The sequence below is a fragment of the Hydrogenovibrio thermophilus genome, assembly GCF_004028275.1.
GTDB classification, from domain to species: Bacteria; Pseudomonadota; Gammaproteobacteria; order Thiomicrospirales; family Thiomicrospiraceae; genus Hydrogenovibrio; species Hydrogenovibrio thermophilus.
This window is the reverse complement of the sequence record NZ_CP035033.1, coordinates 2,442,719-2,455,505: the sequence shown is the minus strand read 5'-3', so window position 1 is coordinate 2,455,505 and position 12,787 is coordinate 2,442,719. Positions and strand designations below refer to the sequence as shown.

Here is a 12,787-nt window from a genome sequence, read left to right as displayed (position 1 = left end):
TCGGCAAATTGTTCAATCGCCACAGCGTTCAATATCCGCTTCGGAGCGATCCGTGCCGAGCAGTTTCAGCACGAAAACGGTTTTGGGCTGGTCGGCGAGCACGGTTTCGATGTCGTCGGTGAGGGCGGCCATCAAGGTGCGATAATCGCCGAAAATCTGCGTGCTCATCGCATTGCGGGCGATACGAATGTCCGGCCGTTTTTCCAGCGATTCGATGAAATCGAGAATCGGCTGACAATATTGATCCTGCAATGGGTACATGCTGATGTCGATGGACGCTTGTAATGGCATGAATATCTCCTTAATGCGGCATTGGGTTTAAACGTTTCGCTTTAAACAGGGTCGTTAATAATCGTAAGCGACGGTCACGCCATAGGTTCTGGGCGCGCCCTGTTGAGTGTATAAAGCGGCATCCGTTCTTTTCGGGTCGGCATTAAAATAAAACCCTTCCGTGGCATATTTCGTATCGCCTAGGTTTTTGCCCCATACAATGACGGTCCAGTTTTTACGTTGATAGGTCACGGCACTGTTGACTAAGGAGTAGGCTTTGGACTTCTGCGGTTGGGTGCTGGAGAAGTAATACGCATCTTTCCCTTCGATATTGGCGGACAAGGTCCAATGATCGGTCAAGAAATATTCGCCGCCGACACTAAAGGTATAGTTGGGCGAACGAGCGGTTTCTCGGTCATCTAAGACGAGATCCGGTTGCCCTTGTTCCTCATAGGTATAGTCCGTATAGGTGCTCTTTAACAACCCTAAAGACCCTAAAAATCTGAAGTCATCCACAATCAGCCAATCCATTTGTCCCTCTAACCCGTAATAGGTTGATTTCGGCGCATTCTCGGTATAAAGCATCCAGTTTCCATGGGTGTCATAGTAGGACACAGGAATTTGGCGGTCTTGATTTTGCCCGTAGAAAACATTCAAACGGGTGTTGAGGCGGTTATTGAGCATGGATGAGTTGAGGCCCCCTTCCAGGTTCCAAAGTGTCTCGGTATCATAAAGAACCGGTTTGTCACTCGGCAAACGCCCTTCATCATTGACGCCGCCCGCTTTATAACCTCTGGATAAGGTTATAAAGCTGAGATGGTTTGGGGTGATTTGGTAACTGGCACCGAGTTTCCCACCGTAAAGGACCTCACTGGATTTTTTGCTGAACCCACTGACGGTACCGTCATAATCGTAATGATAGTTTTCAACTCTCAAACCCGCCATCAATATCCATTTATCCGTTAAATGATGGTCTAATTGCCCGTACAGGGATTGGCTGGAGGTTTTGTAATCGTATCCGGAAGGGGTTAAATAGCCGCCGTAATCATAGCCTCCTGTGTAGTCTTCATCTTGTGCCAGATAATAAAAACCGGCCACCCAGTCTGTTGTTCCGTTGAAAATACGACCATCTTCAGAGGATAAGAAACGTAAATCTAATGTTTGGTTGTTCCGTTTACGTTCGTTATGATCCGTTTGAGTGACCAGGCTGGGATCGTATCCTGGGTTGGCCCAATCACCGTCATACGAATAAGTGCTTTTGCTATTGATGTGAGTGATGGCCGCGACCATGTCGATGAATGGGTTCACCGCATAATCGGCTTTCAGAGCCACGCCGTCCGACTTGAGTGTGTCTTGCCCCGGTTCATCCGAAAGGGTGGTGTAACCGTTTTTAAAATTGAAGGCATCATAGCCATTGTCAATATCAATGTGTAAAAGCTTTAAATCCAATGATAGGCGTTCGTTTACATCCCATTTCAAGTTCGCTCTGGCGGTCAGTTCATCTCGGTTTTGGGTGTTCTTTTTATCCAAATAATCATTTTCCATATACCCATCGGAATTGTATTGGTACACCGCCAAACGCCCCGCTAATTTATCCTTTACGATTGGGCCATTCAGCATCACGCCACCGGCATAGGTATTATGCGAACCCACCGTGCCTTCCAATCTGGCCGAGGGCTGATAAGAGGCTTCATTGGTTTGTACCTGGATCAAGCCAGCCAGAGCAGAAGAGCCAAAACGTGTCCCTTGTGGACCGCGCAATACTTCCACTTGTTTGACATCAAACATTGTGGCGGCCGCTCCCATTTGGCTGTAATCGAAGTCATCGACTAATACCCCAACAGAGGAGTTCACGGGGGTGTAATACTGTTCTGTGATTCCCATGCCGCGAATCTGATAATAGTGCGCGGTTGCGCCACCACTGGAGGCATTCACATTCGGCATTAAACCAATCACATCTTCAATGTTTTGGGCATCGCGCTCTTGCATCTCGGCCGGCGTCACCACCGTGACACTGGAGGTACTTTGTTGAATGTCGGCCTCCCGAAAATCGGCTTCAATTTGGACCGGCTTGAGTTTGACGGTTTTGGCCTCGCTGGCGGTTTCCTCGGCCAGAGACGGTGTGAGGTGCAATAAACCGAATGATAAGAATGAGGCCGGAATGACGGCGGATAAAATGGGTTTCAGGTGCATGTTGCTTCCTTTTCAGTTCACCAAAAAGGACAGGTATGCAATTCGGACAGTCGCCTGTGAAGCGGCTAAGATCGAGTGTTGCAGCCTGTTCCTACGCCAGTATTAACTGGATCAGGTTATAAGGGTTCCCTTTCATCAGGATCTCAGGCCTTTCGACCACCCCTCGGCATAAATTCAGAGACGTTAATTGTGTATAGACCACGTCTCTCTAAAAACGTGAGCGCGATTATAAAGCAAAAGCGTTCGGATTTAAATATTCAAGGCATTGATATGACATGAATTTCGACCAGGCCTGGCCGAAATTGGGAAACCGTTACGTTACTCGTTTAAATCGACGGGATGTCGTCCGAGTCGTAAGGCAGGCGTTCGTCGCCGTAGATTTCTTCCGAAAAGGATTCGACCCGTTCTTCCGCGATGTCGGTGCGCGCAAATTGCGCGATGTGGAAAAGCGCTTCGCCTTCGTTGACCAACGGCATCACCATTTGGCCGATGACAATGCCGCTGGCATTGGCATAGACCTCGAATTCCGCTTCACCGAAAGGGTCGGAAATCACACCGAGCAAGGTTTGGTCTTTCTGTACCCGGTCGCCATCCTTGACCAATGCCCGGAAAATACCGCTGTGCGGGGCACGCACCCAATAGCTGGAACGTGCGATGACCGGGCTTTTCGCCGGTTTTTTCGGCACGCGTCCAGGCGCAATCATGCCAAGGTGTTTCATAACGTTCAGCACGCCTTTGACACCGGCACGGATGGCGAACTCGTCGAACCGCAAGGCCTCTCCCGCTTCGTACAGCAGAATGGGGATGTCTTTTTTCACCGCAGAAGCGCGGAGGGAGCCGGGGCGCAAGGTGGCGTTCATCATCAAGGGGGCGCCGAAGGCTTCGGCCATCGCCAGAGTTTCGTCGTTTTCGAGATCGGCGCGAATCTGCGGTAGGTTGGTGCGATTGATGGCGCCGGTGTGCAGGTCGATGCCGTGGCTGCACTGGCCGACGATTTCATTCAGGAACAGGTAAGCCATTCGGCTCGCCAGCGAGCCTTTTGACGACCCCGGAAAGCTGCGGTTGAGGTCGCGCCGGTCGGGCAGGTAGCGGCTTTGGTTGATGAAACCGTGCAGGTTGACGATGGGCACGGCAATGAGGGTGCCTTTCAAGCGTTGTAAGGCTTTGACCTTCATCAGGCGGCGAATGATTTCCACACCGTTGAGTTCGTCGCCGTGAATGGCGGCGCAGATGAACAGCGTCGGCCCTTTACGTTTGCCATTGATGACCTGCACCGGCATATTCAGTTCGCCGTGGGTATAAAGTTTGCCCACTTGCAAATCGACGGTTTTACGCTCGCCGGGTTTGATGGTTTCCGAACCGATGGTGATGGCGTGATTGGCCGGTTTTTTCATAGCGGTTTTCCTGTGGCGACGACCATCTTAGTCTTAACCCTTACCGCGGGTTTTGGTGCGATGTGGCTTGGCGTTTTTTTCGATGAATTCGATGATTTGGCCCGCCACGTTTTTACCGGTGGCATATTCAATGCCTTCAATGCCCGGGGAGGAATTGACTTCCATCACCACCGGCCCGTGATTGGAGCGCAGTAAATCGACCCCGCAGACATTCAGCCCCATGATTTTCGCCGCGCGTACCGCCGTGGCACGTTCTTCGGGGGTGATGCGGACCAGCGAAGCGCTACCGCCCTGGTGCAGGTTGGAACGGAATTCACCTTCCTTGGCCTGACGCTTCATCGCCGCAACCACTTTGCCGCCGATGACAAAACAACGCAAGTCCGCCCCACGGGCTTCTTTGATGAATTCCTGCACCAGAATGTTGGCCTTCAAGCCATTGAAGGCCTGGATGACCGATTCGGCCGCCGAGTGGGTTTCGGCCAACACCACGCCGACGCCTTGCGTGCCTTCCAACAATTTGATGACCACCGGCGCGCCGCCAACGGTTTCCAGCAGGTCGTTGACATCATCCGGCGAGTGGGCAAAGCCGGTCACCGGCAGGCCGACCCCGCGGCGTGACAACAGTTGCAAACTGCGCAGTTTATCGCGCGAACGGGAAATGGCGACCGATTCGTTCAAAGGATAAACGCCCATCATTTCGAACTGACGCAAAACCGCAGTGCCATAGAAGGTAATGGAGGCGCCGATGCGAGGAATGATGGCGTCGAACCCTTCCAGTATTTCGCCTTTGTAATGGATTTGCGGGTGGTTTGCCGAGATGTTCATGTAGCAGCGTAGTGCGTCGATGACACGTACTTCGTGCCCGCGCTCCTCGGCCGCTTCAATCAATCGACGGGTGGAATAAAGGTGTGCGTTGCGCGATAAAATAGCGATTTTCATAAGTGAATCTTTCCGTTGTATTGTGTTGCGGGTGCGGCGTTGTTAACGGGTTTTGAGCTGGGTAGGTGCTGTTTGAGCGTCCGTTGGATGGCTCGATGTTTGGTTTGATATGTCGACACCCTTTAAGTGGAATTCTATGTCAATTTACGGGGAATTCATACTCTTTTTTCATGGTGTTGCAACACCTTGTTATGACAGGCGAAAACCATGATTGGCGCTTTCGTTTCGGGCGTTTTTAAGGTATAAAGAGAGCGGCGTCGGCTAAGCCCCTTTGAGCGTTTTGAAACCGACCAACCTTTTTAAACCGCATGACGAAAAGAAAATGATTCCATGACCACCAGCGACGAAACCCTCTCCCGTTCCGAAGAAAAATTGCTTGAACTGCAAACCCTATTGAGCGAAGGCGACCAGGAAAAAGTCTGCGAATTCTTCGCAGAACAGAACGACACCGAAATTGCCCATTTGTTGGAGTCCTTCCCGGCCAGCGCCCGCGAACGCATCTGGATTTGCGTACCGGAAGAGTTGAAAGGGGAAGTGCTGGCGGAGGTCGGCGAAGAGGTGCGGGCGTCTTTGATGTCCGACATGGAGGCCGAAGCGGTTTCCGACCTGACGCGCGATCTGGACGCACAGGACATTGCGGAAATTCTCGATACGGTCGAGCCGTCGGTCAAAGAGGCGGTCATCGACAATCTGGATGACAGTACCCGTGAGCAGGTGCAGGTGTTGCATGCCTATGGCGACAATACGGTGGGGCGTTATATGGACCCGAACACCGTCAACGTCAAGGAAGATGTGACCTTGGAAACCGTGCAACGATACATCCGCATCAAAGGGTTGTTGGACGAGCGTTCTCAGGAATTCATGGTGACAGATAAGGAAAACCGTCTGGTGGGATCTTTGAGTCTGGTCGATTTGGTGAAAAACAACCAGGAAGCGCAGGTGACGGAATTCATGCATCAGTCGGTGTCGTTGCTGGATGAAATGGACGTGCACGAAGCCGCGGTGGTATTGCGTTCCAAGGAATTGCGCTTTGTACCGGTGGTGAATGCCGACGGCATTCTGGTCGGGCAGTTGAACATCGACAACATCATGGAAATCACCCGTGAAGACGCCGACAATACGTTATTGGGGATGTCCCGTGTCAGCGACGACGAGGAACTGTTCGCGCCGGTGATGACCAGTGCGAAAAGCCGGGGTGTCTGGCTCGGCATCAATCTGGCGACGGCGTTTCTGGCGGCTTACGTCATCGGTCAGTTTGAGGCGGTGTTGTCGCAGGTGGTGGCGTTGGCGGTATTGATGCCGGTGGTGGCGAGCATGGGCGGCATTGCCGGCAGTCAGACCTTGACGGTGATTATTCGCGGCTTGGCGATGGGGCAGGTCGGGGGCAACAACCGTTGGTGGTTGTTCAATAAAGAACTTTGGGTCGGGGTGTTGAACGGTTTGGTGTGGGCCTTCGTTGTCGGTGTGATTGCGCAGTTATGGTTTGATAATTGGATCGTGAGTCTGGTGATTACGCTGGCCATTGTCATCAATATGACCGTCGCCAATGTGTCCGGTATCGCGATTCCATTAATATTGAAACGTATGAAAATCGACCCGGCGTTATCCGGCGCGGTGATTCTCACGACCGTGACCGATGTGGTCGGTTTCTTATCCTTCTTGGGCTTGGCGACGGTGCTGATTCTGCACTAAACAACCAAACCCGAAGGCATCTCAAAAACGCCCAGGCCTGGGCGTTTTCATTTATTCGATTACAACAAGGAATCGATACGCGCTTTGGCCGCTTCGATGGATTGGGCGACGGCGTCGTCGCCCATCCCCATGCCCGGGGCTTCGATAAAGGTGATGTCTTCGATGCCGATGAAGTTCAAGGCGGTTTTTAAATACGGCTTGACGAAATTCAACGCGTCCATTGGCGGTTGGGTGTAATCCCCGCCGGAAGCGATGAAGACATAGGCCTTTTTCCCTTTCAACAATCCTTCCGGACCGTTTTCGCCGTATTGGAAAGTTTCGCCCACACGCAGGATGTGGTCCAGATAGGCTTTCAGCGTGGAAGGAATGGCGAAGTTATACATCGGGCTGGTCAGCACAAGGGTGTCTGCGGCACGGATTTGCGCCACATATTGCTCTGACAGGGTCAGGGCGCTTTTTTGTGCTTCGTCGCGTTCATTCGGCATGGTGTACATGGCTCCGATCATGGCTTGGTCCATGTGTGGCGGCGGAGTGGCAGCCAAGTCGACTGTCTGGATGTCGGCATCGTGGTGCTGGGATTGCCATTTCGATAGGAAATAGTCGGCCAGTTCTTTGGAATGCGAACCTTGTGATAAGGCGCTGCTGTCAACACGAAGTAACGTGGTCATAGTGGTTTCTCCTGAAAAGGTATTTGCTTGGGTTGAGACTATTTTATAAAGAAAGAAAATGTGAATAAACCAGCGATAAAGCAAATAACTGTTGCTTGAATTGCAACAATAGAGCCGACGAGGCAGGTTGGGTGCCCAGCCGATGACACGGCTGGACGAAAGGCATACGCGGCTTATTTCAAGCCGGACAGAATGGCGTTTTCCACTTTATCGATGGCTTGGGTGCCGTCGACTTTGATGTATTTCAACGAAGCGTTTTTGGCCGCTTCGTCTGTGTAGTAACCGATCAATGGAGCCGTTTGCTCGTGATACACCTTCAAACGATCCAACACCACGTCGGCTTTGTCGTCGTCACGCTGAATCAAATCTTCACCGGTTTCATCATCCTTGCCCTCCACTTTCGGCGGGTTGTAAGTCAGGTGATAGGTACGGCCGGAAGCCGGATGCACGCGACGGCCTGCCATGCGGTTGACGATTTCGGAATCCGGCACGTCGATTTCAATGATGGCGTCGATGTCGACACCGGCGGCTTTCAACGCATCCGCTTGCGGCACCGTTCTCGGGAAACCGTCCAGCAGGAAACCGTTGGCGCAATCCGGTTCGGCAATGCGGTCTTTGACCAGACCGATGATGATTTCGTCCGTGACCAGTTTACCGGCATCCATGAATTCCTTGGCTTGTTTCCCGAGCGGCGTTTCGGCCTTGATGGCCGCGCGTAGCATGTCGCCGGTGGAGATTTGCGGAATATCGAATTTTTTGGTCAGGAATTGGGCTTGTGTCCCTTTTCCGGCGCCCGGTGCGCCCAGAAGAATAAATTTCATAATCAGTTCTCGCTTAAGGTTGTACGTATTCAGTGGCGGCTATTTTATCAAATTGAACAAGGGAACCTCTATTAATTCTGGACGGAGCCGATTGAGAGTCAAAATGGGTTTTTTCAGTGCCGATAGGGCGAATTTTGGACTCAAGAGGCCCGTTCACGAATGAATGGAGGCTTCCTTTAAAAGGGTTTGAATCATTCGGGCCGCCTGTTGTTGATAACCGCCGCCGAACAGGTTGAAATGATTCAACACATGGTAGAGGTTATACAGTTCCTTACGGGTCGCATAGCCTTTGTCCAACGGGAAAACGCTGTTATAACCGGCATAGAATTCGGGTGAAAAGCCACCGAAAAGTTCGGTCATCGCCAAGTCGGCTTCACGGTCGCCATAGTAACTGGCCGGGTCGAAAAACACCGCGTCGCCGTCAGTGGTGAAGGCGCTGTTGCCGCCCCAGAGGTCGCCATGCAAGGGTGAGGCTTCCGGTTGATAGTCGTCGAAAAATTTCGGCAAAGCTTCGATCAGTGCCTGCCCCTGTTCGACCAGGCTGTTCGATGCGCCGTGATCTTGCGCCAGAGTCAGTTGGTGGGCCAGTCGCTGCTGGCTGTAAAATGCCACCCAGTCGTCGGACCAGGTATTGGGTTGCAACGTATGACCGATGTAATTGTCTTCCGGCCAGCCGAAGCGATTGTCCGCATTGACTTGGTGGTGCAACAAGGCCAAATCCTTACCGCGTTGCTCGTCGTCTCCGCGAGACGTCAAAGGCAGGTATTCCAAAACCAGCCAGGCCTGGTCGTTTTCGAGGCCGGTGGCGACTACCTTCGGCACCCGCACGCTCAAGGTTTTGCCTAAGGCATTGAGGCTGTTGGCTTCGGTTTCAAACAGGTGTGACAGATGGCTGTGATTGGTCTTGAGGAAAAACTCGCCTTGCTGAGTGTGCAGATGGTAGGAGCGATGGATGTCGCCGCCCGAGACCGGTGCGGCGCTTTCGATGTCGAACGGGCGCCCGGTGCTCAGGGCGATGGATTCGGAAAGGGCTTGCCAGTTCATAGTCACTCCTTTGCTGAAGGTGCGTCGGGAACCGTGACGGTCAGTCGAACAGTTCCTGGGTGATTTGCTCCATTTTGGTCTCGGAGATGTCCGGAATTTCCGGTGCGTTCTGCTCGCGGAAGATTTCGAAGAAAGCGCCCGGAGTGTCCGCCGGCACGGCCAAGCCGGTTGAGCGGTCGATGGGCACGTTCACTAAACCTTCCGGTAAACCGAAGGGGGCGTTCGGATAAGGTTTCAAAGCTTCGCGCATGTAGTCGATCCAAATCGGCAGGGCGGCGCGGCCACCGACTTCCGAACGACCCAATGTGGTTGGGGTGTCGAAGCCGACCCAGACGGTGGTGGCAATGTCCGGGTTGAAGCCTGAGAACCAAGCGTCTTTCTGGTCGTTGGTGGTCCCGGTTTTCCCGGCGATGTCATTGCGTTCCAATACTTTTGCTTTGCGTCCGGAGCCGTGGTTGATGACGTCCTGCATCATCGAGGTCATGATGTAAGCGTTCTGCGGGGTGACGACACGCGGTGCGTTTTGCGGGTCGCCTTCCACACACTGGGCGTTACAGGCGCGCTGCGGCTGGGCCTGATAAATGGTCTGGCCGCTGAAGTCCTGCACCGAATCAATCAGGTAGGGTTCGATTAAATAGCCGGTATTGGCGAAGGTGGCGTAGCCGCGCACCACTTGCAACGGTGTCAACTGCACCGAGCCCAGCGCCAATGACAAATCGCGGTGCGCGTTCAGCTGATCTTGCGGGAAGCCGAACCGTTCCAGATAATCGACCGCGTAACGGATACCGATTTGCTGCAAAAGGCGAATCGATACCAGGTTACGGGAATGGGCCAGCGCCATTCTCAAACGAGTTGGGCCATAGAAGCGCCCGGAGTAGTTTTCCGGACGCCAGGTGTCTTCCAGTGCGCGGTCGTGGAAGACCACCGGCGCATCGTTGATGATGGTGGCGGCGGTCATGCCTTTGTTCAAGCCCGCGGAATACAGGAAGGGTTTGATGTTGGAACCGACCTGACGCACCGCCTGGGTGACGCGGTTGAACTTGCTGCGGAAATAGTCGAATCCGCCGACCAACGAAATGATGCGGCCATTGCTGGGGTCAACCGAGACCAAGGCGGCTTCGGTTTTTGGGTCTTGCGCCAAGCGCCATTGGTCGTCGAGTTTTTGCAGGTAAATGACGTCGCCGCGCTTCAGAACCTCGGCCACCGATTGTGGCTCGGAACCGGTTTTGTTCACGTCGATGTAAGGGGCCGCCCACAGCATGTTGTCCAGCTGCAATTGGGTTTCTTCGCCGTTTGAAACCAGTACATCGGCGGTCTTTTCGGTGACGCGAAGCACCACGCCGGTTTCCAGATAACCGAATTTCTCGATTGGATCGAGGGCTTCCAGCAGTTGTTCTTTGTTAGTCAGCAAGGTTGGGGCGACATGTTTAATCGGTCCGCGGTAGCCGTGGCGACGCTCGTAATCCTGCAAACCGTTACGGACGGACAAATTAGCGGTGCTCTGTAATTGGCTGTCGATGGTGGTGGTGATGGTCAGGCCGTTTTTCAGCGCATCTTCCCCGAAATTGTCGATGGCGAAGCTGCGTGCCATTTCCGCCACGTAACCGGCTTCGATGTCAATGCGGGCACCGGTCAGCTTGGCGTGCACCGGCACGGCTTGCGCCTCTTTCATCTGCTCTTCGGTGATGTAGTGGTTTTCATACATTCGGCGCAAAACATAGTTACGGCGCAACTTGGCTCTTTCCGGATTGTAAATCGGATTGTAACGGGAAGGCGCTTTCGGCAGACCGGCAATCATGGCGTATTCGTCAAGGGATAATTGGTCGATGGGCTTGCCGTAATAGGTCTGGGCGGCTGCGGCCACGCCGTAAGAACGGTAACCGAGGAAAATTTTGTTCAGGTAAATGGCGAGGATTTCCTGTTTTGAAATCTGGTGCTCGATTTTGTAGGACAGCACGATTTCATTGAGCTTACGCAAATAGGTTTTCTTTTTGCTCAGGAAGAAGTTCCGTGCTACCTGCATGGTGATGGTGGAGCCGCCGGATTGTTTGCTGCCGGTCGTAATCAGCTCGTAGGCGGCACGCGCCAAGCCTTTGAAGTCGACGCCGCCGTGTTCGAAAAAGTTCTCGTCTTCCGAGGAGATGATGGCTTGCGTCATGCGTTCCGGAATTTCCGAGTAGTCGAGCGGAATGCGCTTTTTGGTGCCGATTTCACTGATGAGCTGTCCGTCGCGGGTGACGATTTTCAGCGGTACTTGATAGGTGACGTCTTTCAGCGCCGAGGCGTCCGGCAGGGTCGGGTAAATGGTCACGGCATAAAGGATGACGACGACCAACGGGGCGACGATGGCACCCAGAAAGGTGGAAATCCAGAAAAAGCGTTTGAAAAATCCGCGCTTCTTTTTCGGTTTCGGCGCCTGCTCGGCGCCCTGTTCAGGTGTGCTGTTCTGTGTTTCGTCGTTCATTATGGTGTCTTATGTCAAAGTTGGGGGTGGTCAACCGATGCGTTTCATCTTTTGACGTTCGTTCTTTTATATATCGTATCGAGCGCTAAAGTCTTGATATTTTGTTGAACTGGGCGAATCGGTTGGGCCATGACGGCTATCACGCGAATTATACGGGAAATCAAATCGATACAAAAGACGGGATTGGAAAACAGGCCTGAAAACAAAAGCCCGGCAATCGGCCGGGCTTTTCAATCAGCGAAATGAAAACGAGATTATTTCGAGTAACGTTTGGTTTTGATGTCGCTGTAGATCAGGTAAAGGTTACCGACAACAATGGTCACAATCGCCGCAACAACGCCGAACATGCCGATGCCGACCTGTAGAGACTGTGGCAAATAACCTGCCCAGATACCTAGTAAAACGGCGAGTGGAATGACCACAGTGATCAAAAGGACGCCGATCATTTTCATTAAATTGCTCATTTCTTATTCCTCAGATGAGTTGTGAATCCTTACAACAGTTTCGAACTATACTGACGTTAGGGTCAAATTTCAAATAAAAATCTTGATTGAGGTCAAGAAAGAATCCTTATGATCGCAAAAGTTTTTTTGTAGGTTGAACTCGGCTGCCGTTCGGTTCTGGGTGTCCACTATCCCGCACGGATTCATACACTTAGCGCAAAGTAGGTTTTAATGCCTTCCAAAATACTGTTGGTCGCGACGGCGGCGAGAATCAACCCCATGACCCGACTGATGACACTGGCACCCGCATCGCCGATCAATCGGTGGATAAAGGTGGCACCCAGCAACAAAATAAAGGTGATGAGCAAGACCAGCAACATCAAGCCGGCGGTGATCCCCTGTTCCATGACTTCAAAACGGTGATTGTCGGTGAGCATGACCACCGCCATCATTGCGCCGGGCGACGCGATGGACGGAATGGCCAGCGGAAAAATAGCGTGATTAACCGGCGAGCTTGAACGGGTATCTTGTTGGGCGAGCAATTCTTTTTCTTCCTGGGGTTTGCCTTCGCCGAAAATCATCGTCAAAGCGAACAGGAACAGCACGATGCCGCCGGCGATTTGAAAGGCCGACAAGGCGATGTTCATCGATTCCAGCAGTAACTGGCCGGCAATGATGAAAAACAATAACACGCCCGCAGAGGTGACGATGGCGAAGAGCGCAAGCTTGCGCTGCTGAACGGCGGTGTAGCCCGCCGCGACCGCGAGGAAGACCGGAATGGTGCCGATGGGGTCAATGACGGCCCAGAGGATAATGAACTGCTGTATCAAATCATGCATAGTGTTGGCTCGATGAGGTT

The 12,787-nt window shown here is 52.7% G+C and carries 11 protein-coding genes and 1 riboswitch; of the genes, 1 reads left to right on the top strand and 10 read right to left on the bottom strand.

Features of this window, described 5'->3' with window-relative positions:
• Window positions 1-12 precede the first annotated feature (12 nt).
• From EPV75_RS11440 to rimK, 4 genes are all read right to left on the bottom strand, one after another.
• Entirely contained in the window at window positions 13-291 is a 279-nt protein-coding gene (locus EPV75_RS11440; RefSeq protein ID WP_128385484.1) for a hypothetical protein, read from the bottom strand.
• A gap of 54 nt (window positions 292-345) precedes the next feature.
• Window positions 346-2,463, bottom strand: coding sequence for a TonB-dependent receptor (locus EPV75_RS11435; RefSeq protein ID WP_128385483.1), 2,118 nt, complete (start codon window positions 2,461-2,463; stop codon window positions 346-348).
• A 70-nt stretch (window positions 2,464-2,533) separates the two neighbouring features.
• Window positions 2,534-2,637: riboswitch (TPP riboswitch) on the bottom strand.
• A gap of 152 nt (window positions 2,638-2,789) precedes the next feature.
• Window positions 2,790-3,857, bottom strand: coding sequence for a succinylglutamate desuccinylase/aspartoacylase family protein (locus tag EPV75_RS11430; RefSeq protein ID WP_128385482.1), 1,068 nt, complete (start codon window positions 3,855-3,857; stop codon window positions 2,790-2,792).
• A gap of 33 nt (window positions 3,858-3,890) precedes the next feature.
• Window positions 3,891-4,796 carry a 30S ribosomal protein S6--L-glutamate ligase gene (gene rimK, locus EPV75_RS11425; RefSeq protein ID WP_029939039.1) on the bottom strand — a complete coding sequence of 302 codons (906 nt, stop codon included), beginning with the start codon at window positions 4,794-4,796 and terminating at the stop codon, window positions 3,891-3,893.
• A 330-nt stretch (window positions 4,797-5,126) separates the two neighbouring features.
• Here rimK and mgtE point away from each other — a divergent pair, with 330 nt between their 5' ends.
• Window positions 5,127-6,488, top strand: a complete 1,362-nt coding sequence (gene mgtE / locus EPV75_RS11420) for a magnesium transporter (RefSeq protein ID WP_128385481.1) — start codon at window positions 5,127-5,129, stop codon at window positions 6,486-6,488.
• 59 nt (window positions 6,489-6,547) lie between these two features.
• On the opposite strand, the gene EPV75_RS11415 is transcribed toward mgtE, so the two are convergent.
• The 6 genes from EPV75_RS11415 to EPV75_RS11390 all read right to left on the bottom strand — a co-directional run bounded on the left by EPV75_RS11415 (window position 6,548) and on the right by EPV75_RS11390 (window position 12,767).
• Window positions 6,548-7,156 carry an FMN-dependent NADH-azoreductase gene (locus EPV75_RS11415; protein WP_128385480.1) on the bottom strand — a complete coding sequence of 203 codons (609 nt, stop codon included), beginning with the start codon at window positions 7,154-7,156 and terminating at the stop codon, window positions 6,548-6,550.
• Window positions 7,157-7,329: 173 nt separating this feature from the next.
• The gene (gene adk / locus EPV75_RS11410; RefSeq protein ID WP_128385479.1) at window positions 7,330-7,977 is read right to left on the bottom strand and encodes an adenylate kinase; all 648 of its coding nucleotides are present in this window, start codon (window positions 7,975-7,977) and stop codon (window positions 7,330-7,332) included.
• Between the two features lie 153 nt (window positions 7,978-8,130).
• Complete coding sequence (locus EPV75_RS11405) at window positions 8,131-9,021, bottom strand: fructosamine kinase family protein (protein WP_128385478.1); 891 nt, start codon at window positions 9,019-9,021, stop codon at window positions 8,131-8,133.
• A gap of 40 nt (window positions 9,022-9,061) precedes the next feature.
• A complete protein-coding gene (locus EPV75_RS11400; RefSeq protein ID WP_128385477.1) occupies window positions 9,062-11,485 on the bottom strand; it encodes a penicillin-binding protein 1A in 2,424 nt (807 codons plus the stop codon).
• A gap of 254 nt (window positions 11,486-11,739) precedes the next feature.
• Window positions 11,740-11,949: a hypothetical protein gene (locus tag EPV75_RS11395; protein ID WP_029939033.1), complete on the bottom strand. Its 210-nt coding sequence runs from the start codon at window positions 11,947-11,949 to the stop codon at window positions 11,740-11,742.
• Between the two features lie 182 nt (window positions 11,950-12,131).
• Window positions 12,132-12,767 carry a MarC family protein gene (locus tag EPV75_RS11390; RefSeq protein ID WP_128385476.1) on the bottom strand — a complete coding sequence of 212 codons (636 nt, stop codon included), beginning with the start codon at window positions 12,765-12,767 and terminating at the stop codon, window positions 12,132-12,134.
• Window positions 12,768-12,787 lie beyond the last annotated feature (20 nt).

What these genes read in the sequence shown, in the direction of transcription:
- EPV75_RS11440 (WP_128385484.1), bottom strand. Translation starts at nt 291, where the DNA reads ATGCCATTACAAGCGTCCATCGACATCAGCATGTACCCATTGCAGGAT.
- EPV75_RS11435 (WP_128385483.1), bottom strand. Translation starts at nt 2,463, where the DNA reads ATGCACCTGAAACCCATTTTATCCGCCGTCATTCCGGCCTCATTCTTA.
- EPV75_RS11430 (WP_128385482.1), bottom strand. Translation starts at nt 3,857, where the DNA reads ATGAAAAAACCGGCCAATCACGCCATCACCATCGGTTCGGAAACCATC.
- rimK (WP_029939039.1), bottom strand. Translation starts at nt 4,796, where the DNA reads ATGAAAATCGCTATTTTATCGCGCAACGCACACCTTTATTCCACCCGT.
- mgtE (WP_128385481.1), top strand. Translation starts at nt 5,127, where the DNA reads ATGACCACCAGCGACGAAACCCTCTCCCGTTCCGAAGAAAAATTGCTT.
- EPV75_RS11415 (WP_128385480.1), bottom strand. Translation starts at nt 7,156, where the DNA reads ATGACCACGTTACTTCGTGTTGACAGCAGCGCCTTATCACAAGGTTCG.
- adk (WP_128385479.1), bottom strand. Translation starts at nt 7,977, where the DNA reads ATGAAATTTATTCTTCTGGGCGCACCGGGCGCCGGAAAAGGGACACAA.
- EPV75_RS11405 (WP_128385478.1), bottom strand. Translation starts at nt 9,021, where the DNA reads ATGAACTGGCAAGCCCTTTCCGAATCCATCGCCCTGAGCACCGGGCGC.
- EPV75_RS11400 (WP_128385477.1), bottom strand. Translation starts at nt 11,485, where the DNA reads ATGAACGACGAAACACAGAACAGCACACCTGAACAGGGCGCCGAGCAG.
- EPV75_RS11395 (WP_029939033.1), bottom strand. Translation starts at nt 11,949, where the DNA reads ATGAGCAATTTAATGAAAATGATCGGCGTCCTTTTGATCACTGTGGTC.
- EPV75_RS11390 (WP_128385476.1), bottom strand. Translation starts at nt 12,767, where the DNA reads ATGCATGATTTGATACAGCAGTTCATTATCCTCTGGGCCGTCATTGAC.